Below are 22,553 nucleotides of genomic sequence, written 5' to 3'. Positions count from 1 at the left end.
TTTGCCGGGATTAATGGATCTTCAGAAGCGTAGCAGTTGGTTGATTCCATGATCATTCAACATGACCTTGTATTTGTCGGAGCTGTACTAACCTAAGCAAACCGGCTCAAGCCTTGATACCTGTAGGAGCGAGCGGTGCGGCGATCCGACTTGCCCGCGAAGAATGCACCGCGGTTTTTCAGGTATTACGCGTCAACGTTCTTCGCAGGCAAGTCGGATCGCCGCACCGCTTGCTCCCACAGGATTTGTGTAGGCACTCAATACTTGGGGACTCTTGGATGAGGTTTTCCCGTGATCTGTTTGTAGTGCAGCGATGCTGACGCGCTCGGGTCGGCTGCTTCTGCTATGCACCCTCAGCCTTGGCGGCTGTGTCCGTCTGGGGCCGGATTTCCAGGCCCCCGGCGAAGCATGGACAAAACTCTGGAGCAGTCCTGCACTTGAACAGGCCAGCCAACGACGCCTGGATCCTGATCTTCGCCAGTGGTGGCAAGTGTTCGCCGACCCGGTCCTCGACGCGCTGATCGCCGAATCGGATGCGCACAATTCAGACCTGAAAATCGCCGGCCTTCGCGTCATGGAAGCCCGTGCCCGGTTGGGTATTGCGCAAAGCGGGCGCTATCCGCAACTGCAACAGGCCAGCGCCGACAGTCTGTACTTCAACCGCAACCAGTCTGGCGGCAACAACCCGCAGGACAGCCACTTCTGGCAACACAGCGCGGGCTTTGACGTCGGTTGGGAGCTGGACTTCTGGGGGCGTTTCAGTCGCGCCATCGAGTCGTCCGATGCCAGTTACTTCGCGGCTCAAGCCAACTATGAAGACGCACTTGTACTGCTGCGAGCTCAGGTGGCCGACACCTACTTCTCGTTGCGCACCACCGAAGCGCGTTTACGCGTCGCCCGAGAAAACGCCGAGCAGCAAAAGCGCAACTTTGAGATCACCGAAAAACTGTTCAACAGTGGCCAGAGCGCCGAACTCGATTTGCAACAAGCCAAGACTCAGTACCTGGGCACCTTGAGCAGTATCCCGGATCTTGAGGCGCAAGTACTGCGCACCCGCAACGCGTTGGCCGTGCTGATCGGCCGGCCGCCCAGCGCCCTGCCCCAATTGCTCGAAAACGAGGGACTGATCCCGCTGGTGGACCGAGCCGTGCTGCAGGACGTGCCGGCCAGCCTGTTGTTGCGTCGCCCGGACGTGCGCGCCGCCGAGCTCAATGTCGCCGCCCAGTCGGCGCTGATCGGTGTGGCGCAAACCGACTTCTATCCGTCGCTGACCTTGCTGGGCAGCATCGTCTGGACCACCGACACCTTGAGCGGCACCTCCAACAGCCTGGACCTGATCGGCGGCCCCAGTTTGCGCTGGAACCTGTTTGACCACGGCCAGATCAGCAACAACGTGCGTGTACAGGATGCGCGGTTGCAGCAGCTGATTGAGGTTTACCGCGACAAAGTCCGCCAGGCCGCACGGGAGGCCGATGATGCCGCCAGCAGCCTGATCAAATCACTGGAACGCGAGCGCATCCTGGGTGAAGCACAGGTCGCCGCCAAGCGCTCGTTGAGCCTGGCCAGCACCCAATACCGCGAAGGTTACTCGGACTTCCAGCGCGTGCTGGATGCTCAACGCGCATTGCTCGAACAGCAGGACAATTACCTGCTCAGCCGCAGCAATGCCGTGAGCAACCTGATCGCGCTGTACAAAGCCCTTGGCGGTGGGTGGTACAGCACGCGGCCGACAGTCGATCAAAGCACTCGCCAGCAAATGGAACAACGCACCGACTGGGGCAACCTGCTGAATGAGCCGGCCCCTTCGCAAGCATCCTATCCCGAGCCAGAAGGTCAAAGCCGATGACTGAGCCCTCGCCGCCCGCCACAGAGGCGCCCTCCCCCAAAGCGCCCGAGCCTGCTGCCGATCCCGCAAAAAAGGGCATCAAATGGGTGATGCTGCTGATCGTATTGAGCCTGGCCTGGTACTTGTTGGCTGACCGTTTCACGCCCTATACGCAACAGGCTCGGGTGGGCGCTTTTGTCATTCCGGTGGCCTGCGAAGTGGCCGGTCGGGTGATCCGTGTGAATGTGCGCAACAATCAGGACGTCAAAGCGGGCGATGTGCTGTTTGAAGTGGATCAGCAGCCCTATCAAATAGCCGTCGACCGCGCACGCGCAGACCTTGAATCGACACGCCGGCAGGTCGGTGCCAGCACCGCCGGCATTGCCTCCGCGCAAGCCAATTTGCGCGCCGCCCAGGCCAATGAACTCAAGGCGCGGCAGGACAATCAGCGTCTTGAAGGTTTGTACCGCGAAGACCCTGGCACCATTTCCGTGCGCCTGCTGGAGGTTTCTCGGGCCAGCCGTGAACAGGCCGTCAGCCAGGTCGCCGCAGCCCGCGCCGAAGTCCAGCGGGCACGGGAGCAGGAAGGTGGCAGCGAAGAAGACAACGCGCTGTTGCGTAGCGCCGCCACGGCGTTGTCAAAAGCCGAACTGGACTTGTCCAACACGCAGATTCGCGCACGGTCGGCGGGACTGATCACCGATCTGCGCACCGATGTCGGACAGTTCGCCACTGCCGGCAGCCCGGTCATGACCCTGATTGCCATCCACGATGTATGGATCAGCGCGGACATGACCGAAAACAACCTCGGCCTGGTCGAGGTCGACACCCCTGTCTCGATCGTTCTGGATGCCATGCCGGGGAAGGTTTTCGAGGGCCGCGTGCGCAGTGTCGGCTACGGTGTCAGCGTCGGTCAGCCCGCTGCGCCCGGCAGCCTCCCCAGTGTGCAGAACAGTCGTGACTGGCTGCGTCCGGCCCAGCGTTTTCCTGTGATCATCGAGTTTTCGGAGGACTCAAGGAAAACGCTGTTCGACAATCGCGCCATCCGTGCCGGTGGACAGGCTGAAGTCATGGCGTTTCCTACCGAAGGCAATCCACTGAACCCGCTTGGGCGTCTGTTTGTGGGGCTGATGAGCTGGCTAAGCTATGCCTATTAAGGGCGTGCCTACTCAGCGCACGCCTCGTGTTCAACGGGCGTTGCGTCTAGGCACAGGCACGGCGTTGTGCCTGGCGGCCAGCTTCGGCCTGGGTTTGCCGATCCCGTTCCTTGCGCCGGTGCTCGCCGTGTTGCTATTGGCCACGCTCAATCGGCCGCTGCCCTTCAAGGCCGGATTGATTCTCGCACTGGCTGCGATGTTAACCACCGGCGTCGGCCTGTTGTTGATTCCGATCCTGCGTTATTACCCGATTACCGGCGTACTGCTGATCGGAGTCAGTCTGTTCCTGGCTTTTGGTTTTGGCCTGCGCGGCGGCAACGCCTTGATCATGACCTTTCTGATCATTGGCCTGACCATGATTTCCTCGGCCGGCGTCGCCGAGTTCGATCTGGCGATCATGGTCATCGGCGCCTTGGTCAAGGGCTTGATCCTTGCCGTCCTCGTCGTGACGGTCAGTCACTGGCTGTTTCCCGACCCGGCCAATGCGCCCTCCCCACCCGCCGCCAGCGCTCTGCCAGCGCAAGAAGTGGCCAGGGTTGCACTGCGTGCGACCCTGATTGTCATGCCGGCATTCCTGTTGGCCCTGATCGACCCGGCCAGCTATCTGCCGATCATTTTGAAAGCGGTCAGTCTTGGCCAGCAGAGTTCGACAACAACGGCGCGCAACGCTGCTCATGAGCTGCTCGGTTCGACTTTCATGGGGGGGCTGTTGGCTGTTGTGTTCTGGTGCGCACTCAGCCTGTTTGTGCACTTGTGGATGTTCTTTTTGTGGATGCTTCTGTTCGGCTTGCTGTTGGCGCGCAAGCTCTATGCCCTGAGCCCGACCCGACAAACCCCGGGGTTCTGGCTGAACAGCCTGATCACGTTGATCATCCTGCTGGGTCAATCGGTTCAGGACAGCCTCGCCGGAAAGGACGTCTATACCGCCTTCGTCGTGCGCATGGGATTGTTTATCGCCCTCACGCTCTATGCCTTGCTGATGGTCCATCTGCTTGATCGGCGGCAGCGCAATCCAGGCGTCACCCAGCTCACGGAGTGACCTGATAACCCCGCCCTTGCAGGCAACCGTGATGCTGCTGTTTCACATCCCCCTCGAGCTGCTCATAAAACTCGTCATGTTGACGTCCTGGTACCTGCGTAGCATCCACCGCAGCACCCTCCGAGGCTGGCGGGCTTGAGGTGCTCTGGTTGTTCGTGACGTTGCTGCAATCATTGATATCCAGCTGGATTTGTTCCGAGGTCTGCCCTTTCAAGGGCACGACCGTTTCGGCCTGAACCTGCGAATAGATCATCGACATGACGACACACAGGCTAAAAGACGATAACCGACTCATGATGACCTCCGACAAGGTCCACTGTGTTTGCGGGCCAGTGTTTGGCTGGGAAGCTCCTGGAACAACGCTCGATAACTGCTGGAAAACCGCCCCAAATGCCAGAACGACCAATCCATCGCCACTTGCGCGACCGTCGTTTCCCCGGCCGTTCGCCTGAGCAATTCGCGGCGCGCGCTGTTGAGCCGACGCAAGCGCAACCAATGCGTGGGTGTCATTCCGGTGTATGCCTTGAACGCATGCTGCAACTGACGCAGCGAAACCCCGGCCACCTGGGACAGCTCCAGTAAATTGAGGGTTTCTTCCGGGGTATCGGCGGCCCATTCGGCGACGCGCTTCATGATCGTTCGCTCGTCCGCCCGGCGCTGCAAGCCTGCGCGATCAAGGCACACACAGGCGTTATCGAGGATGTACAAACAGTCCTCCAACAGTTGCTGGGTCAACGCCTCTTTGTTCGGCGGATCCAGCGTCTGCGTCAGCCGCGTCAACGTCCCGCTCAACCAGCGGCTGAACAGCGCGTTCTGCCCTGAATTGAGCGGCGACATGAACAAGCCTTCGAGCCGCGCCACGTCCAGGCCATGCCGTTGAACGAATTCCGGACCGAACACCACGGCGATTTCCTGGTAGTTCTCCGGGGTGATCCAGATGTTGCGGCTTTCACCATTCAACACATACAGCGAGTTGTCGCTGCGATCGAAACAGAACGCCAGCGATCCCTCGGGGGCGCTGAAATTCTGCTCGACCCGGGTGTTCATCTGTTCCTCGTAAATCTCTACGCCTTGCAAGTCCAGATAGCGCACCCGCCCGGCGAAATGCCCCGGCGACATCTGCTGGTAATGCTGCACCCAACCCGGTGTGGCGCGGATTTGCTCGGCCACGTCGGCGGTGTTGAACGCTTGAACCTGTAATGGATTGCACGCTGTCATGGGGTGCCTTACGCACTCTTTTGGTGCGCTTTGTACTTGTTTAAAGTGGATAGATGGAACGGCAAGGCTCACCCAAGATAGTCGTCAACGCGCCACAGGGGAAGTGTTCGGTGGATGAAGCCGCTTTCCCCGGCGTCAATAAAACCAACAACGAGGTCTTTATGAATGTCCCTTTCGATCAGCTGCTCACGTGGCTGAAAGATCACAAGATTACCGAGGTCGAGTGTGTGGTCAGCGACTTGACCGGCATTGCTCGCGGCAAGATTGCACCCACCAACAAGTTCCTGCATGAGCGAGGCATGCGCCTGCCGGAAAGTGTGCTGTTGCAAACGGTAACCGGGGACTTTGTCGACGACGACATCTACTACGACCTGCTCGACCCGGCCGACATCGACATGGTCTGCAAGCCCGTCGCCGATGCGGTTTACGTCATTCCATGGGCCATCGAACCCACCGCCATCGTGATCCACGACACGTTCGACAAGTTCGGCAATCCCATCGAGTTGTCGCCACGCAACGTGCTGAAGAAAGTACTGCAGCTCTACACCGAAAAAGGCTGGAAGCCGATTGTCGCGCCGGAAATGGAGTTCTACCTGACCCAGCGCTGCGAAGACCCGGACTTGCCGCTCAAGGCGCCACTGGGACGCTCCGGCCGTGCGGAAAGCGGTCGTCAGTCATTTTCCATCGACGCCGCCAACGAGTTCGATCCGCTGTTTGAAGACGTCTACGACTGGTGCGAACTCCAGGGCCTGGACCTCGATACGCTGATCCACGAAGACGGCCCGGCGCAGATGGAAATCAACTTCCGTCACGGCGATGCGCTGGACCTGGCGGACCAGATCACTGTGTTCAAACGCACCCTGCGTGAGGCGGCGCTCAAGCACAACGTCACCGCAACCTTCATGGCCAAACCCATTGGTGACGAACCCGGCAGCGCGATGCATATCCATCAAAGCGTGGTGGACATCGCCACCGGCCAGCCGATTTTTGCCGATGCAGACGGGCAGATGAGCGAGTTGTTCCTGCACCACATCGGTGGCTTGCAAAAGTACATTCCCAAAGTGCTGCCGATGTTCGCGCCCAACGTCAATTCGTTCCGCCGCTTTCTGCCCGACACCTCGGCGCCGGTCAACGTTGAATGGGGCGAAGAAAACCGCACCGTCGGCCTGCGCGTACCGACCTCCAGCCCCGACGCCATGCGCGTGGAAAACCGCTTGCCGGGCGCCGATGCCAACCCTTATCTGGCAATTGCCGCGAGCTTGTTGTGCGGTTATCTGGGCATGGTCGAAAAGGTCGAACCGAGCGCCGCAGTGCAGGGCCGCGCCTACGAGCGGCGCAATCTGCGCCTGCCGATCACCATCGAGGACGCACTGACGCGCATGGAAGAGTGCGAAACCATCGAGCGTTATCTGGGCAGCAAATTCGTCCGGGGTTACGTCGCGGTCAAGCGGGCCGAACACGAAAACTTCAAGCGGGTGATCAGCTCCTGGGAGCGCGAGTTCCTGCTGCTCAGCGTTTAGTCCGAAACGGCCCCATCGCGAGCAGGCTCGCTCCCACATTTGAAATGCATTCCCCTGTGGGAGCGAGCCTGCTCGCGATGACGGCCTACCAAACACCAAAGAAGCGCCTGAAGAATCCAATAACTCCAAGAGGTGTCGATATGCGTCTATTGAAATCCGTGGTTCCGGTTGCGCTGACCTTGCTGTTCAGCGCCACTGCACAGGCTCAGCCAAGTGTGAGCGTCTACAACTGGACCGATTACATCGGCGAGACCACCCTCGCCGACTTCCAGGCGAAAACCGGGACCAAAGTGATCTACGACGTATTCGATTCCAACGAAACCCTGGAGGGCAAACTGCTCGCCGGCCGCACAGGTTATGACGTGGTAGTGCCCTCCAACCATTTCCTCGCGCGCCAGGTGAAGGCCGGCGCGTTCCTCAAACTGGATCGCTCGCAGTTGCCCAACTGGAAAAACCTCGACCCGAAGCTATTGGCCCTGCTGGAAAAAAACGATCCGGGTAATGAACATTCCGTGCCGTACCTGTGGGGCACCAACGGCATTGGTTACAACGTCGACAAGGTCAAGCAGGTGCTGGGCATCGATCGCATCGATTCCTGGGCGGTGTTTTTCGAGCCAGAGAACCTGAAGAAGCTCAGTCAGTGCGGCGTGTCGATGATGGATTCGGCGGATGAAGTGTTCCCGGCAGTCCTGAACTACATGGGCATGGACCCCCGCAGCGAAAACCCCGCGGACTTTAAAAAGGCCGAAGCCAAACTGATGACCATCCGGCCTTACATCACCTATTTCCATTCGTCCAAGTACGTGTCGGACCTGGCCAATGGCGACATTTGCGTTGCGTTCGGCTATTCGGGCGATGTGTTCCAGGCGGCTAACCGTGCCAAGGAAGCGAAGAATGGCGTGAACATCGCCTACTCGATCCCCAAGGAAGGCAGCAACCTGTGGTTCGACCTGTTGGCGATACCTGCCGACGCCAGCAACCCGAAAGAGGCCCTCTCGTTCATCAACAACCTGTTGGACCCGCAGGTAATCGCCAAGGTCAGCGCCTCGGTGGGTTACGCCAATCCGAACCCGGCGGCCAAGCAATACATGGACCCGGAGCTGGTCAATAATCCAGAGGTCTATCCTCCTCAGGAAGTCCTCGACAAACTCTACATCTCCACCACCCCGCCCCAGCCGATCATGCGTCTGATGACCCGCTCCTGGAGCAAAGTGAAGTCCAACCAATGAATCAGTACGACAACGAACACGCTCATTCCTATTACGCCGCGTCGGCCAACAGCCTGGCGCCCTACCCCGTACTGGCTTCCGACCTCACCGCCGATGTCTGCGTGGTGGGCGGCGGTTTTACCGGCGTCAACACCGCGATCGAGCTGGCGCAGCGTGGGCTCTCGGTGATTCTGCTGGAAGGCCGGCGAATCGGCTGGGGCGCCAGCGGGCGTAACGGCGGGCAACTGATCCGCGGTATCGGCCATGACGTCAGCGGTTTCGCCCGATATGTCGGTCAGGACGGCGTGCGCTATTTGGAGCGTGCAGGCATCGAATCGGTGGAACTGGTGGGCAACCGCATCCGCGAGCATGGGATCGATTGCGACCTGCGCTGGGGTTTCTGCGAGTTGGCCAACACCCCGGCGCAGTTCGAGGCGTTCAAGGCGGAACTGCAAAGCCTCGCCAAACTGGGTTACAGCCATGAAACCCGACTTGTCGGCCCCGAGCAGATCCGCCAGCAAGTGGTGGGCTCCGATGTTTATGCCGGCGGCCTGATCGACATGGGTTCGGGGCATTTGCATCCGCTGAATCTGGTGCTTGGCGAAGCGCGCGTGGCCGAATCCCTCGGGGTGCGAATATTCGAACAAAGCCCGGTGCTGGAGTTGATCCATGGCGGCACCGTTCAGGTTCGCTGCGCGGGCGGCACGGTGCGCGCCGGTAGTCTGGTGCTGGCCTGCAACGCGCACCTGGAAGAACTCGAACCCCACCTGAGCGGCAAGGTTTTACCGGCAGGCAGTTACATCATCGCTACCGAACCCTTGGCGCCTGAGGTTGCTGCACAATTGATCCCGCAGAACCTGGCGCTGTGCGACCAGAAAGTCGGCCTCGATTACTACCGGCTCTCGGCGGATCGACGCTTGTTGTTCGGCGGTGCCTGTCATTATTCCGGGCGCGATCCGGGGGATATCGGCGCTTACATGCGGCCAAAAATGCTCAAGGTCTTCCCACAGTTGGCGGACGTGCGCATCGATTATCAATGGGGCGGCATGATCGGCATCACCGCCAACCGCTTTCCCCAGGCCGGACGCTTGAGCCAGTACCCGAACGTGTTCTACGCCCAGGGTTACTCCGGTCATGGCCTGAACGTGACCCATTGGTGCGCACGGTTGCTGGCCGAAGCGATTCATGCCGGGCACAGCCAGGGGCTGGACGTTTTCAGCGCCGTGCCACACATGACTTTTCCCGGTGGAAAAGTCCTGCGTTCGCCACTGCTGGCCCTCGGGATGTTCTGGTATCGCCTGCGCGAATTGCTCGGCTGAGGTTCGGACAAGAACCTTACACAAACCTGTGGCGAGGGGGCTTGCCCCCGTTCGGCTGCGCAGCAGTCGTCAATATTCTATATGCGGTATGCCTGACGGAATGCGATGGCAAATTGTGGGGCCGCGTTGCGACCCAACGGGGGCAAGCCCCCTCGCCACAAATGCCCATCTGATCATGATGGGGCCGGTGCATCCTTGATCGGTCTTTTAATTTGCTCAATCGCAAGTCACTTCTATATTGAGGGAGTGCTCTGACTTTCCTGCCTCCTCGCGAGTGCGGCCTATGGCTACGACTGACCAACTGATCATTTGCGAGCACTGCGACTGCGTGTATGAAAAAGTCACGCTCGCCAAACATCAAAAAGCCCTGTGCACCTGCTGCGGCGGCGTGCTCCAGCGTTATAACGCGCTGTCGGTGGAGCAGCGTCTGGCCTTGGCCTTCACGGCAACGGTGTTGTGGATTTTCGCCAATTTCTATCCCGTCATGAGCATCAGCCTCAAGGGCCTGAAAAACAGTGCGACGCTGTGGGATTCGGTATTGGCGTTGAGCCAGGGGCCGATCACCTTTATTGCGCTGGTGGCAGCGATATCCATCATCATCGCGCCGCTGTTTCAACTGGTGTTGCTGATCTGGGTCCTGAGCTTCGCCCTCGGGCGTCGGCGCTCGCCCGGCTTCAAGCTGTGCATGCGCTGGCTGGAAACCCTCAGGCCCTGGAGCATGCTCGAGGTCTGCCTGCTGGGCGCAATGGTCGCAGTGTTCAAGCTCGCCGGGTTGCTGGATGTCATACCCGGCATCGGCCTGTTTGCCCTGGCCGTTCTCAGCCTGCTGTTGATTCGCATTGCCGGGCGCGATGTGCGTGAACTGTGGGACATCCTATGAACCGGCCACCGCTCGCCAGCGAACTCAACCTGTGCCTGTGCCATAGCTGCGGCCTGGCCTGCGACATCACCGATAACCCTCACGAATGCCCACGCTGCGGCGCGCCACTGCATGCCCGTAAAACCAACTCATTGACCCGCACATGGGCCTACTTGCTGACCTCGCTGGTGTTTTATATCCCGGCCAATCTGCTGCCGGTGATGAACACCAGTCTGTTCGGCAACGGCTCCGACAGCACCATCATGAGCGGTGTGCTGGAGTTCTGGGCACACGGAGCGTGGGACATTGCCCTGATCATTTTCATCGCCAGCATCGCGGTGCCAGGCATCAAGTTCGTTGCCCTCTCCCTGCTGCTGATCACGGTGCAACGCGGCAGCCTTTGGGCGCGCAAGGAGCGTTCGAAGCTTTACCGTTTCGTCGAGTTGATCGGCTACTGGTCGATGCTCGATGTGATTGTTGTCGCGCTGGTCGCCGCACTGGTGAAATTCCAGGCCCTGGGCGATATTCAACCGCGCCTGGGCATTCTGTTTTTTGGCCTGGTGGTGGTGTTTACCATGCTGTCTGCCATGAGTTTCGACCCGCGGCTGATCTGGGATGACGAGCGGGCCAACCCACCAAACGAGGAGGTCATGGATGAAGTCGCAAGCCACTGATGGGCCGCAAGACCCCGGCCAGGCCAATATCAAGACTCGTCGCTTCAGCGTTTCGCTGGTGTGGATCGTGCCGATCGTTGCGGTGCTGGTGGGCATCTCCCTGGTGATACACAGCGTGATGCAGGAAGGCCCGACCATCAACGTCACCTTCAAGACCGGTAGTGGCCTTACGGCCAACAAGACCGAGGTCAAGTATCGCAACGTGGTCATCGGCCACGTCTCGGAAGTGAAGCTGAGCAACGATCAGAAAAGCGTCAACGCCACGATCCAGCTCGACAAACAGGCTGAAAGCTTCACCCGCGAAGACTCGCAATTCTGGGTCGTGCGCCCGCGCATTGGTGCCGGCGGCGTCTCGGGCATCGATACCCTGCTGTCAGGCGATTACATTGGCGCCGACATCGGCGTGGCGCATGCCCGTTCCAAACACTTCATTGGTCTGGAAAACCCGCCGCCCATTACCTATGGCGAGCCGGGCAAGCGCTTCATGCTGCACACCCAGGATCTGGGCTCGCTGGACATCGGCTCCCCCATCTACTATCGCAAGATTCCGGTTGGCCAAGTGGTGGCCTATGCACTGGATGCGGATGGTAAAGGGGTGAACATCGAAATTTTCGTGCATTCGCCCAATGACGCCTACGTTACGGAGAACACCCGGTTCTGGAACGCCAGTGGTATTGATGTGAGCGTCGGTGCCAATGGTTTTGCAGTGAGTACCGAGTCCTTATCGTCCTTGTTGGTGGGCGGCATCGCGTTTCGCGCGCCGGAATACAGCCCCAACGATCAGCCGGCCAGCGAGGATAAAGCCTTCGACCTGTTCGAAGATCAGCAAACCGCCCTCGCTCCCCCCTACGGCAAGGCGCAGTACCTGGGCTTGCGTTTCGACCAGGCCCTGCGCGGGCTCAAGGTCGGTGCACCGGTGGAATTCCTCGGCATGGAGTTCGGCAAAGTTGTGTCGGTCACTCTGGATTTCGACGCGAAAAAACGCAGCTTCCCAGTCAATGTCGGCATCGTGATCTACCCGCAACGCCTCGGTCAGGCTCACGCCAAAATGCTCGAGGCCTTGAAGCATGACCCTAATGACGAAGCCGCTGGCGTGCGGCTGATGGGCAGTTTCATCGAAAACGGCCTGCGCGCTCAGGCCCGCAGCGGCAATCTGTTGACCGGTCAGCTTTACATCGCACTCGACTTCTACCCCAAAGCCGAGAAAGTCGTGTTCGATCCGACCGCCCGTCCCGTCATCATCCCCACCATTCCCGGCAGCCTCGAGCAGTTGCAGGAAAAACTGGAGGGCATGGTCAACAAGATCAACCAGCTGCCAATCGAACGCATTGCCGGCAATCTCGACGGTAACCTCGTCGAACTGCGCAAGAGCCTTGTACAGTTCAACGCCAGGACCCTGCCCGGCGTGCAGACCACCCTGGCGGACGTCAGCAAGACCTTGCAATCGGCCAGTTCGACCCTCGCCGACGATTCGCCGCAACGGGAGCAGTTGACTCAAACCCTGGACGAACTCGGACGCATGTCACGCTCGCTGCGTGAGCTCTCGGATTACCTGGGCCGGCATCCGGAATCACTGATTCGCGGTCGCCCCGACAATGCCGCGCCGATCGATTTGCAGGCGCCACCGCGCAACTGACCACAGGAGCAACATCCATGACTTTCTCGCTAAAGATCACGCTGGTCACCGCGTTGTTGTTGCTCACCGCTTGCCGCAGCGATCCGATTCAGTTCCACACCCTGACCCCGGCCCAACCGAGCGGCGCAAGCAGCAGCGCGGAGATCCAGATCGAAAGCATCACGGTGCCGCCCCAGGTCGACCGCCCGCAGATTGTCATTCGCCAGGGCAACAGTGGCGTGGCAATCCTCGAAACCGAATGGTGGGCCGCGACACTGGTGGATGAATTGCGCAGCGCCCTGGTCGATCAACTGGTCAACAGCAATCTGCAACGCAGAGTGTCGTTGCGCCTGGACGTGCAGCGCTTTGATTCGATTCCCGGTCAATACGCCTTGATCGACGCCAAATGGCGCCTGCGCAGCCTCGGTGCTGGCGTTAGCGCACTGATCACCTGTCGCAGCACGTTGCAGACCCCTTCCGGTGCGAGCATTGATGACCTGGTGGTCGCCCATCAGAACAATGTGAAGCGGTTAGCTGCCGCCATCAGCCAGGCAGCAATCGGAGCTTCGCAGGGCTGCCCGTCGGTCAAGTAGCGAGTGCGCAAGAAATGCCGGTGTGGTTTTCCCTCGATGGCAAAGCACGTAGGATGCCGCCCAACCACCGAGGCTGACCGATGTCCCATACAGGTACCCTTCAGGGTTCGAGCGTAAGAACCCTGATTTTTCTTCTGTTCGTGATCCAGCTCATCTCCATGGGCGCGATGGAAATGAGCGGGCCGTTCTGGCCCGTCCACCTGCGTGGGCTGACGTCGTCGGAGTCGGTGTTCAGCTTCGCCAGCATTGCCGTCTACGTCGGGCCGATGCTGGGCATTATTCTGACCAGCGCATTCTGGGGTCGTATCGGCGACCGCTATGGCCACAAGTTGATGATGATCCGTGCCCTCGCCGGCTTATCGTTAACCCAGCTTGGGCTGGCCCTCTTCAGCGATATCTGGGTGATCCTGCTCCTGCGCTTCTTGCAGGGCGCGTTCGCCGGGTACATTGCCCCGGCCCAAGCCTACGGAGTCAGTATCGAAGCGCCTTCGCGACGGGCCCGGTTGTTCGCGATCCTGCAAATATCCACCAACGTCGGCTCATTGCTCGGCGCGGTGATCGGCGGGCTGATCCTCGATTACGCAACCTTCTTCTGGATCAACATCATTGCCTCGGCCCTCTGCGCGATCTGCACCATGGTGGCTGCCGTGACCTTGCCGGATGTTCCTCCGGTGAAAAAAACACCGATGGCGGATGCGATAACGCCGGTCAGTCGTTCACGCAGCGTCTGGCAAGGTTCACCACTGCTGTCGTTGCTGGGTGTGATGGGGATTCTGTTGCTGGCGCGGATGCTGCCGCAGACTTCGTTCTCGCTGTATGTCAGCTCGGTGTTCGAGGTCAGCAACTCGGTGGTCGGTCTGTGCTATGGCTTGTTGGCGCTGGGGTTCATCATCTCGGCCACGCCATGGTCGCGGTATTTCGAACACCTGAGCCACCAGGAAACCCTGCACCGCATCACCTGGATTGTCATCGGTTGCGTCGGCTTGACCGCCGTGGCCGGCATCACCCGCAACCCGGCAGTATTTGTCATTGCCTACTTCGTTTGGGGCGTGCTGTTGGGCGCGACGACGCCCGTACTGATGGCGTTGATCTCGAAAACCGCCGACAGCTCACAGCAAGGTCATGTATTGGGGATTGCCCAAAGCACCGCGCAATTCGCTTCCATCGCAGGCATCTCGGCCGGGGGGGTGCTCAGCCAGATCTATGGTTTGCAATACACCTACCTGTTTGTTTGCCTGGCCTACGTGGTCGCGCTGATTCCCATTGTCGCCCTGCGCTATTGGCCAGTGGTGATGCAGCCGAGCCAGGTGCCCCCCGGCGACTGATCCAGCAGGCCCCTCTTGCGCCGCAGGGTCACAGTAAATTAGCATTGGGAATACTTCTCAATCGCTAAAAATTATCATCCATGAGCGATACCCTGCCCGCGACCCATAACAACCATCTGCGCGCGATCGAGGCCCTGTACAGCGGCCATCACGGCTGGCTGTACGCCACGCTGCGCAAAAAACTGGGCAACGCCATGGATGCGGCCGATCTTGCACAGGACACTTTCACCCGCATACTCGCCTCCCGAGTCGCGGTCATTGAGCAGCCTCGGGCTTACCTCAGCTGCGTGGCCAAGGGCATTCTGGTCAATTGGTATCAGCGCAAGGCGCTCGAACGCGCCTATCTGGACGCCTTGGCGCTGTTGCCCGCGCCCGAGGTGCCCTCCCCCGAATTGCGCTTCATGGTGCTGGAAACCCTGCACGAAATCGACGCGATGCTCGACTCCCTGCCCCCACTGGTGAAGCGTACGTTCCTGCTGTCGCAGATCGGCGGGCTGAAATACGAGGACATCGCCAAGCAACTGGGCGTCTCGCTGATTACCGTCAAGCGCTACATGAAGCAGGCCTTCGTGCAATGCCTGATGCTGGTGGAATGAATGCCGACTCGCCACAGCGACGCGCAAATCGATCCGCGAGTTCTCGAAGAAGCCGCCGAATGGCTGATGCGTCTGAGCGAAAGCGACTTCAACGAAACCCAGCGTGCCGAGTGGGAATGCTGGCGTGTCAGCAGCCCCGAGCGTCATCGCGCCTGGGCTCGTGCGCAATTGCTGCAAAGCAAGCTCGGCGGGCTGCCGCCGTCACTGGCGATGTCGGCGCTGGATCGCCCAAGCAATCCTGAGCGACGCACCGCACTGGCAAAACTGGCGACTATCCTCGCGGTACTGCCCACCGGCTGGGGCAGTTGGAAACTGCTGGAATCGCAACAATGGACGGCCGACTATCGGACTGCCGTGGGCCAACGTCGTGAAATGACCCTGGCCGACGGTTCGCACATCACCTTGAATACCGACACCGCCATCGATGTGCTGTTCGACGCTAACCAGCGACTGATCAACTTGCGCGAAGGTGAAATTCTGGTGCAGACCGTGCCGGATGTATTGCCCCAGGCCAGACCTTTTCTGGTCAGCACCCGTCAGGGGCGCATGCAGGCCTTGGGCACACGGTTTACCGTTCGCCAATGGCAGACCCGCACCCACCTTGCCGTGCTGGACGGCGCGGTCAGAGTCGAGTTGCCCCGTGACAGTCACGTCGCCCCATTGATCGTCAATGCCGGGCAACGCACCGATTTTTCCGCGCAAGCCTTTGGCCGGTTGAACCCGGTGGACAGCGCCGTCAGCGCCTGGGCTCAAGGCATGTTGATGGCTGACAACGTACGTCTGGCCGACTTCCTCGCCGAACTGGCGCGCTATCGCAAAGGCTTCGTACGCTGCGACCCGGCCATTGCCGATCTGCGCATTTCCGGCGCCTTCCCCATCAGCGACACACAACGCACCCTGAACATGCTCGTGCAAACGTACCCAGTAATCGCCACCGGGCATTTAAGCGGCTATTGGGTCACGCTTTCTCCCGCCTGAGCTCGCAAAAAAATATTGCGGTGCAGGTGATACTTTTTTTGATCTCGACTGGCTAGGGAAGGAAGAACTTCTCAACCTCGTCGAAAGGGTCATCACTCCATGTTCGTTGCACGCCCTCAGTGTTCGGATCGCTCGTTGAAACTGGCTGTCCGTAGCGCGTTGCTAAGCCTTGCCCTGACCGGTGCCGTCAGCCCGACTGCCTCGGCCGCCGCGCCGGTACAGCTGGATGCCGCAGCTACCCGCGCCTACAACATCGCGCCGGGGCCATTGGGTGCAACGTTGTCCAGATTTGCCGTGGACGCCGGCATTGCCCTGTCATTTCAGCCCTCGATGACCGAAGGCCTGACCAGCCCGGGCCTGTCGGGCACTTACTCGACGCAGGAAGCGCTCAACCGATTGCTGGCCGGCAGCGGGCTGGACATCGTCTCACGCAATGACGGCAGCTACACTCTGGCACCGCGTCCAGCTGACAGTGCAGGCGGGTTGACCCTTGATGAAACCACGGTCAACGGTATCGCCGGCCGTACCAACAGTCTGCCGCCGGCCTATGCAGGCGGTCAGGTCGCCCGCGGCGGGCGCCTCGGCCTGCTGGGCAACAAGGATGTGATGGACGCGCCTTTCAGCGTCAGCAACTACACCTCGGCACTGATGAAGGATCAGCAGGCGGTCACCGTGGCCGATGTGCTGGAGCGTGATTCCTCGGTGCGCTCCACCGGCCAGACCGGCGGCATCGTCGACTCCTTCTTCATCCGCGGCTTCCCGGTAGGGGAAGGCAACCTCGGTGAGTTGGCCTTCGATGGCGTGTACGGTGTGGCCCCCAACTACCGGGTGTTCACCGAGTACGCCGAGCGCATCGAAGTGATCAAAGGTCCCGGCGCCCTGCTCTACGGCATGTCACCGAACAGCGGTGTCGGCGGCGTGATCAACGTGGTGCCCAAGCGCTCCCTCGATGAAGACCTGACCCGGTTCACCGCCAGTTATGCCATGAACTCGCAGATCGGCGGGCACATCGACGTCAGTCGGCGCTTCGGTGAGGAACGCCAGTTTGGCGTGCGCATCAACGGCAGCACCCAGCAAGGCGACACCGCCATCGATGATCAATCCCGGGACGTCGATATCGGCTCGATCTCGCTGGATTACCAGGGTGAACGCCTGCGTACCACCCTGGACCTGATCAGCCAGAAGGAAGAGTTTGACGGGGCGTCCCGGCCTTTCCTCATCGCTTCCGGTGTGGAAATCCCCTCCGCCGCCAACGGCCGAACCAACGTCAGCCAGGACTGGGGTTGGTCCGAAACCCGTGACAAATCGGCCTTGCTCGGCGCCGAGTACGACCTCAACGACGCCCTGACCGTATTCGCCCACGCCGGCGGCGGCAAGTCGGATGTCGCGCGAATGTCCGACCAGACCCCGACCATCCTCAACAGCGCTGGCGATACCCGGTCAACCCCCGGCTATTACAAATTCGAAGTCGAGCGCTACACCGTGGATGCCGGTGCTCGCCTGCGCTTCGACACCGGCCCAATCAGCCACAGCACCACCGTGCAAGTCACCCGTTACCGCGATGAGTTGTCCAGGGGTATCAACTCCGGCCCGGCGGTTCTGTCGAACATGCATCACCCGGTCGACCGTCCGAAACCATCGATTGCCAGCCCCGATGCGCTGAAAGTCTCCGAGACCGAACTGTCCGGCGTGGCCCTGGCCGACACCCTGTCGATAATGGACGAACGTTTGCAGGTCACCCTTGGCTTGCGTAAGCAGAACATCAAGTCCGATAACTTCAACACCGCCGGCGTAGTCACAACCTCGTACGATGAAAGCGAAACCACGCCGCTGTTCGGGGTAGTGGTCAAACCCTGGGATCACGTTTCGTTCTACTACAACTACATCGAAGGCTTGAGCAAGGGCGACATCGCGCCAGCCACAGCCTCGAACTCGGGCGAGATCTTCGCGCCTTACATCTCCCGTCAACAGGAGGTCGGGGTCAAGGTCGATTACGGCACCTTCACCTCAACGCTCGCCCTGTTCCAGATAAAGAAGCCCAGCGGCGAACTGGCCAGCGGCGTGTTCTCGGTGCAAGGCGAACAACGCAACCGCGGCGTGGAGTTGAACGTGTTCGGTGAAATCGCCCAAGGCACGCGCCTGCTCGGTGGCGTGACCCTGCTCGACGCCGAACTGACCAAAACCGGCACCGCCGCCAATCGCGGCAATAAACCGGTGGGTGTGCCCGAGGTTCAGGCCAACCTCTGGGCCGAGTGGGACACGCCGTGGGTCGAAGGTTTGACGCTGACCAGCGGCGCGATCTACACCGCCAGCCAATACGTGAACCAGGCCAACACCCAGGAACTCGATCCGTGGACCCGCTTCGATGTCGGCGCTCGTTATGCCACCCGTATCGCGGAACGCCCGACTACTTTCCGGGCGACAGTGCAGAACGTGTTCGATCGTGAGTACTGGTCTGGCGTCGCGTCTTACGGCGCCTTCTCCCAAGGTTCGCCACGCACCCTGCAACTGTCGGCCACCGTCGATTTCTGAAAACGTTCAGCCCGAGCAGTGGCTGAACCGCTGCTCGGCTGACCCTGTAAAGGCTTCAACCATGGCATCTGTTCATCGACACAGCCACGCCTTCGTTGCCCTGCTATTGGCAGGACTGCTGGGCGTGGCATTGTTTTTTTCACTGGCACCGCGCAACGCGGTTGCCGCCGTTCAGGACCCTGCAGCAGTTACGGTGACCGACTTGCTGGGCCGCAAGGTCAAGGTTCACCTGCCGGTCAGACGGGTGATTCTCGGCGAAGGTCGTCAGCTGTACCTGGTCGCCGCACTGGATACGCAGAACCCGATCGAGCGCATCGTCGGTTGGCGCAAGGACTTGATCCAGTCCGACCCGGACACCTACGGCGCCTACCTGCGCAAATTCCCCGACATTGGGAAGATTCCCACCTTCGGCGGCTTTGAAGACGGCACGTTCGACATCGAGCAAGCGATCTCCCAGCAGCCGGACGTGATCATTCTCAACATCGAAGCCCAACATGCCACTGAAGACGCTCGCTACATCGAGAAACTCGACGCCTTGGGTATTCCAGTGGTCTATGTCGATTTTCGCAACAACCCGATGGACAACACCGAACCGACCATGCGCCTGTTCGGCAAGCTGTTCGGCAAGGAAGCGCGCGCCGAGGCATTCCTCGACTTTCGGCAACCAGCAAATCCGTCGTGTCACCGACGTCATCAAGGCCAGTCAAGCGCCGCGCCCGAACGTGTTCATCGAGCGCATCGGCGGTTACACCGACGACTGTTGCCTGAGTTTCGGCAACGAGAACTTCGGTCGTTTCGTCGAGATGGCCGGCGGCAACAACATCGCCAAAAGCATAATCCCAAGCACCTTTGGCCAGTTGAACCCTGAACAGGTAATTGTCGCCAACCCGGATCAAGTGGTCGTGACCAGCGCCAACTGGGAAGCGTTTGCGCCCAACGGGCGTTGGGTCGGCGTCGGCCCGGGCGCCGACCTCACAGAGAGTCGACGCAAACTGGCCTGGTACACCCAGCGCCCGGCTTATGCCGGGATCAGGGCTCAGGACACTCAGGCCTTTCATGCAATTTGGCACCAGTTCTACAACAGCCCTTACCAATTCGTGGCTATCCAGCAACTCGCCAAATGGTTTCACCCCACGCTGTTTGCCGACCTCGATCCCGACGCCTCGTTTCGCGAACTGCATGAGCGATTCCTGCCGGTACCGTATGAGTCGGGTTACTTCGTCAGTCTGAAGGAGAGCCCTCAATGAGCTCCCTGGGTGAAGTACAGATCGTGCAGCGCGATACGTATCGCCAACTGGTCTTGCGCAAACGGCTGATCCTCGCGGCGTTGGTGGTGTTGCTGGTGTGCAGCGTGTTGTTGGACCTGGCCTTGGGACCCGCCAGTTACAGCCTGAACGAAGTACTCAATGCGCTGTTTTCACCGGACACCGCGTCGGCGCAAGTGCGGGTGGTGATGTGGGAAATCCGTCTGCCGGTGGCGCTGATGGCGGTGGCGGTCGGCGCCGCGTTGTCCCTCGCTGGCGCGCAAATGCAGACGATCCTCAACAACCCCCTCGCCAGCCCTTTCACCCTTGGCATTTCCGCCGCCGCCAGTTTTGGCGCAGCCATGGGGCTGGCCTTCGGCGTGGCGTTGTTCCCGCTGGCAGCGCAGTACATGGTGCCGGTGAATGCCTTCATCATGGCGATGCTTTGCGCACTGCTGATCCACTTCCTGAGCCTGCGTCGCGGCGTGACGGCGGAAACCATCGTGCTGCTGGGCATTGCTCTGGTGTTCACCTTCAATGCGCTGCTGGCGCTGGTGCAGTTTTTTGCCACCGAACAAGCGGTCGCGGCGGTGGTGTTCTGGACCATGGGCAGTTTGACCAAAGCCACCTGGCCAAAACTCGGCGTGATCTGCCTGGTGATCCTGATCACCCTGCCGATTTTCGCCAGACGTGCCTGGGCTTTGACCGCCCTGCGCCTGGGCGATGACAAGGCCGCAAGTTTCGGGATTAACGTGCGCAGGCTGCGCTTTCAGACGCTGATCATGGTCAGCCTGCTCGCCTCGTTTCCGGTGGCGTTTGTCGGCACCATCGGCTTTATCGGGCTAGTCGGGCCGCACATCGCACGGATGCTGATCGGCGAAGATCAGCGGTTCTTTTTACCCGCCTCGCTGCTGACCGGTTCGCTGATTCTGTCCGCCAGTTCGGTGGTCAGTAAAACCCTTATCCCGGGTGCGATATTTCCCATTGGCGTGGTCACCTCGCTGATCGGCGTACCGTTCTTCATATCTCTGATTCTCAGCGGGAAGAAAAACTCATGGTGAAGATCCAGCTTGAGAACCTCGGCGCCCGCTACGGCCAGCGCGAGATCATTTCCGGCGTGACCACCGCGACCTTCACCGGTGGCCAGGTGGTCGCCGTGGTCGGGCCGAACGCGGCGGGCAAGTCGACCCTGTTCAAACGCATGGCCGGGCTGATCGATGGGCCAGGACAAGTCATTCTGCAAGACTCGAAAAAAGGCCTCCAAGGCATCAGCTACATGCCCCAAGGCCTGAATGCCAGCGCCCGTCTGACGGTTTACGAATCGGTACTGCTGGCGCGCAAGCAGCTGACGCCCGCTTGGGTCGTGCACGACGACGAATTGAGACTGGTGGACGATATCCTCGGAGCACTGGGGATCACCGAGCTGTCTTTTCGTAACCTCGGTGAACTCAGTGGCGGCCAGCAACAACTGGTGTCCATTGCACAAACCCTGGTGCGCGAGCCGGAAATCCTGCTGATGGACGAACCAACCAGCGCCCTCGACATGCACCGGCAGGTGCAAGTGCTGAACTTCATGCGCGCACTGGCGCGTAGACGCGAGGTGATTGTGTTCATCGCGATCCACGACCTGAATCAGGTCCTGCGCTTCGCCGATCAGGTGCTGGTCATCGCCAACGGCACCAGCCACGGCAGCGGGCCCAGTGATGAAGTGATCACTGAGCAGATGCTGCGAGAGGTCTACAAAGTCGAAGCGCGGATCGAGAAATGCAGCCGTGCCCAAAGCCACATTCTGATCGACGATATCGTCTGAAACCCGCCGTCAAAGGTCGAAGCGGTCCACTGCCCGACGGCGTTCATTGTCGTCGCGCACATCGTAATTGGCCGTGGTCTGGATGTTGCTGTGGTGGGCCAGTTTCTGCGCGATCGACAGGTCGTGCTCTTCAATCACTCGGGTGATGAACGACCGCCTGAAATCGTGCGGCATGATTTTCACCCCGACTTGCGCACCGCGTTGCCGGGCAATGTAGTAGATCGCATGCTTGGTGATGCGCTCGCGGGTAATGTGGCTGCCACGGCGGATGCGGTTGAACAGGAACGGATCATCCGTCTCGCCCTCCTTTAACTGCGAACGCCGCAACTCCAGCCACGCATCCAGTTTGGCGAAGGCCCAGGCTGGCGCGTACTTGATCAACTGTTTGTTGCCCTTGGCGGTGACGCACAGGCTGCGCTCGGTGAAATCCACCTGGGCCAGGTCCAGATTCACCGATTCCGATTTGCGCATCCCCGAACCGTACAGAATCCCGATGATTGCCGCATCCCGCAGCCCTTGTGGCCGTGGATCGGCGGCGCAAACCTCCATCAGATCGCGGATCAAGGTGCGCTTGAGGTTGCGCCCCTGGGACAGTCGCGTGCCGGCAATGCCTTTGACCGAACGCATTTTCAGCAAGTGCTCCTGACTGATCAGGCTCATGCGCCACGCCTCGTTCATCACCCCGCGCACCGCGTTTACGTACAGCGACGAGGTGTTGGGCGCGTAGCCGTCTTCGCGCAAGGTCGCCACCAGTGCAACGACATCCTCGGGTTGCAGCTCGTGCCAGGGAATCTCTTCGATGTTCACGTCTTCGAAGTCCAGACGGTCGGCGGCGTCCTGCAACACATAGCGCATGGTCAGCTGGCTGGACGGTGCCAGGCGCGCCAGATACAGGGTTAACGGGTTGGCTTTTGAAGCGATGGATTCAGTTGCAGGTAAGTCAATCAATGAAACGGCCTTGAAATGAATAAAGTTCAACAAAACAACTAAGGAATGCAACACAAGTCCTTTAACGAGGACACTTCTGTAAGTCTTTTCCTA

19 protein-coding genes and 1 pseudogene are annotated in these 22,553 nt (G+C 60.1%); 17 read left to right on the top strand and 3 right to left on the bottom strand.

Annotated features, from left to right (window positions below; translation table 11 throughout):
* The first annotated feature begins 313 nt into the window (after positions 1-313).
* The 3 genes from PMI30_RS00950 to PMI30_RS00960 are packed head-to-tail and all read left to right on the top strand — an operon-like array spanning position 314 to position 4,021.
* Entirely contained in the window at positions 314-1,846 is a 1,533-nt protein-coding gene (locus tag PMI30_RS00950) for an efflux transporter outer membrane subunit (protein WP_008015033.1), read from the top strand.
* Positions 1,843-2,982 carry an HlyD family secretion protein gene (locus PMI30_RS00955; protein ID WP_008015032.1) on the top strand — a complete coding sequence of 380 codons (1,140 nt, stop codon included), beginning with the start codon at positions 1,843-1,845 and terminating at the stop codon, positions 2,980-2,982. Before PMI30_RS00950 ends, PMI30_RS00955 begins: the two co-directional genes overlap by 4 nt.
* Positions 2,972-4,021, top strand: coding sequence for a DUF2955 domain-containing protein (locus PMI30_RS00960; RefSeq protein ID WP_008015031.1), 1,050 nt, complete (start codon positions 2,972-2,974; stop codon positions 4,019-4,021). Before PMI30_RS00955 ends, PMI30_RS00960 begins: the two co-directional genes overlap by 11 nt.
* Here PMI30_RS00960 and PMI30_RS00965 read toward each other — a convergent pair.
* Together PMI30_RS00965 and PMI30_RS00970 are read right to left on the bottom strand one after the other, a co-directional pair.
* Positions 4,011-4,316: a hypothetical protein gene (locus PMI30_RS00965; RefSeq protein ID WP_008015030.1), complete on the bottom strand. Its 306-nt coding sequence runs from the start codon at positions 4,314-4,316 to the stop codon at positions 4,011-4,013. The genes PMI30_RS00960 and PMI30_RS00965 overlap by 11 nt on opposite strands.
* Positions 4,313-5,239 carry a helix-turn-helix domain-containing protein gene (locus tag PMI30_RS00970; RefSeq protein WP_008015029.1) on the bottom strand — a complete coding sequence of 309 codons (927 nt, stop codon included), beginning with the start codon at positions 5,237-5,239 and terminating at the stop codon, positions 4,313-4,315. The genes PMI30_RS00965 and PMI30_RS00970 overlap by 4 nt, the downstream gene beginning before the upstream one ends.
* Positions 5,240-5,400: 161 nt before the next feature.
* Between PMI30_RS00970 and PMI30_RS00975 the strand changes: the two genes are divergently transcribed.
* The 14 genes and pseudogenes from PMI30_RS00975 to PMI30_RS01035 all read left to right on the top strand — a co-directional run bounded on the left by PMI30_RS00975 (position 5,401) and on the right by PMI30_RS01035 (position 21,512).
* On the top strand, positions 5,401-6,759 hold the full coding sequence (locus PMI30_RS00975) for a glutamine synthetase family protein (protein ID WP_008015028.1): 1,359 nt from the start codon (positions 5,401-5,403) through the stop codon (positions 6,757-6,759).
* A gap of 140 nt (positions 6,760-6,899) precedes the next feature.
* Positions 6,900-7,988, top strand: coding sequence for a polyamine ABC transporter substrate-binding protein (locus PMI30_RS00980; RefSeq protein WP_008015027.1), 1,089 nt, complete (start codon positions 6,900-6,902; stop codon positions 7,986-7,988).
* A complete protein-coding gene (locus tag PMI30_RS00985; protein ID WP_008015026.1) occupies positions 7,985-9,286 on the top strand; it encodes an NAD(P)/FAD-dependent oxidoreductase in 1,302 nt (433 codons plus the stop codon). Before PMI30_RS00980 ends, PMI30_RS00985 begins: the two co-directional genes overlap by 4 nt.
* A gap of 283 nt (positions 9,287-9,569) precedes the next feature.
* Complete coding sequence (locus PMI30_RS00990) at positions 9,570-10,166, top strand: paraquat-inducible protein A (RefSeq protein ID WP_008015025.1); 597 nt, start codon at positions 9,570-9,572, stop codon at positions 10,164-10,166.
* Positions 10,163-10,819, top strand: a complete 657-nt coding sequence (locus tag PMI30_RS00995) for a paraquat-inducible protein A (RefSeq protein ID WP_008015024.1) — start codon at positions 10,163-10,165, stop codon at positions 10,817-10,819. The genes PMI30_RS00990 and PMI30_RS00995 overlap by 4 nt, the downstream gene beginning before the upstream one ends.
* On the top strand, positions 10,800-12,455 hold the full coding sequence (locus PMI30_RS01000; RefSeq protein WP_008015023.1) for a PqiB family protein: 1,656 nt from the start codon (positions 10,800-10,802) through the stop codon (positions 12,453-12,455). Before PMI30_RS00995 ends, PMI30_RS01000 begins: the two co-directional genes overlap by 20 nt.
* A gap of 17 nt (positions 12,456-12,472) precedes the next feature.
* Positions 12,473-13,027 (top strand): PqiC family protein, encoded by a 555-nt coding sequence (locus PMI30_RS01005; RefSeq protein WP_008015022.1) that lies wholly within the window; start codon positions 12,473-12,475, stop codon positions 13,025-13,027.
* An 80-nt stretch (positions 13,028-13,107) separates the two neighbouring features.
* Positions 13,108-14,352: an MFS transporter gene (locus PMI30_RS01010; protein ID WP_008015021.1), complete on the top strand. Its 1,245-nt coding sequence runs from the start codon at positions 13,108-13,110 to the stop codon at positions 14,350-14,352.
* Positions 14,353-14,432: 80 nt separating this feature from the next.
* Positions 14,433-14,948, top strand: a complete 516-nt coding sequence (locus tag PMI30_RS01015) for a sigma-70 family RNA polymerase sigma factor (protein ID WP_008015020.1) — start codon at positions 14,433-14,435, stop codon at positions 14,946-14,948.
* On the top strand, positions 14,949-15,926 hold the full coding sequence (locus tag PMI30_RS01020; protein WP_008015019.1) for a FecR domain-containing protein: 978 nt from the start codon (positions 14,949-14,951) through the stop codon (positions 15,924-15,926). It abuts the gene before it with no gap.
* A gap of 99 nt (positions 15,927-16,025) precedes the next feature.
* Positions 16,026-18,458 carry a TonB-dependent receptor gene (locus PMI30_RS01025; RefSeq protein ID WP_008015018.1) on the top strand — a complete coding sequence of 811 codons (2,433 nt, stop codon included), beginning with the start codon at positions 16,026-16,028 and terminating at the stop codon, positions 18,456-18,458.
* Positions 18,459-18,519: 61 nt separating this feature from the next.
* Positions 18,520-19,705: pseudogene (locus PMI30_RS0130045) on the top strand (ABC transporter substrate-binding protein).
* A complete protein-coding gene (locus PMI30_RS01030) occupies positions 19,702-20,763 on the top strand; it encodes a FecCD family ABC transporter permease (RefSeq protein ID WP_008015016.1) in 1,062 nt (353 codons plus the stop codon). The pseudogene PMI30_RS0130045 and the gene PMI30_RS01030 overlap by 4 nt, the downstream one beginning before the upstream one ends.
* Complete coding sequence (locus tag PMI30_RS01035; RefSeq protein ID WP_008015015.1) at positions 20,757-21,512, top strand: ABC transporter ATP-binding protein; 756 nt, start codon at positions 20,757-20,759, stop codon at positions 21,510-21,512. The genes PMI30_RS01030 and PMI30_RS01035 overlap by 7 nt, the downstream gene beginning before the upstream one ends.
* A 9-nt stretch (positions 21,513-21,521) precedes the next feature.
* Here PMI30_RS01035 and PMI30_RS01040 read toward each other — a convergent pair whose 3' ends face one another.
* Positions 21,522-22,460, bottom strand: coding sequence for a tyrosine-type recombinase/integrase (locus tag PMI30_RS01040; RefSeq protein WP_032836306.1), 939 nt, complete (start codon positions 22,458-22,460; stop codon positions 21,522-21,524).
* Positions 22,461-22,553: the final 93 nt, after the last annotated feature.

The sequence above is a fragment of the Pseudomonas sp. GM50 genome (assembly GCF_000282375.1).
GTDB lineage: Bacteria > Pseudomonadota > Gammaproteobacteria > Pseudomonadales > Pseudomonadaceae > Aquipseudomonas.
Note: the sequence above shows the minus strand (reverse complement) of the source record. Positions and strands in the feature narration are given on the sequence as shown.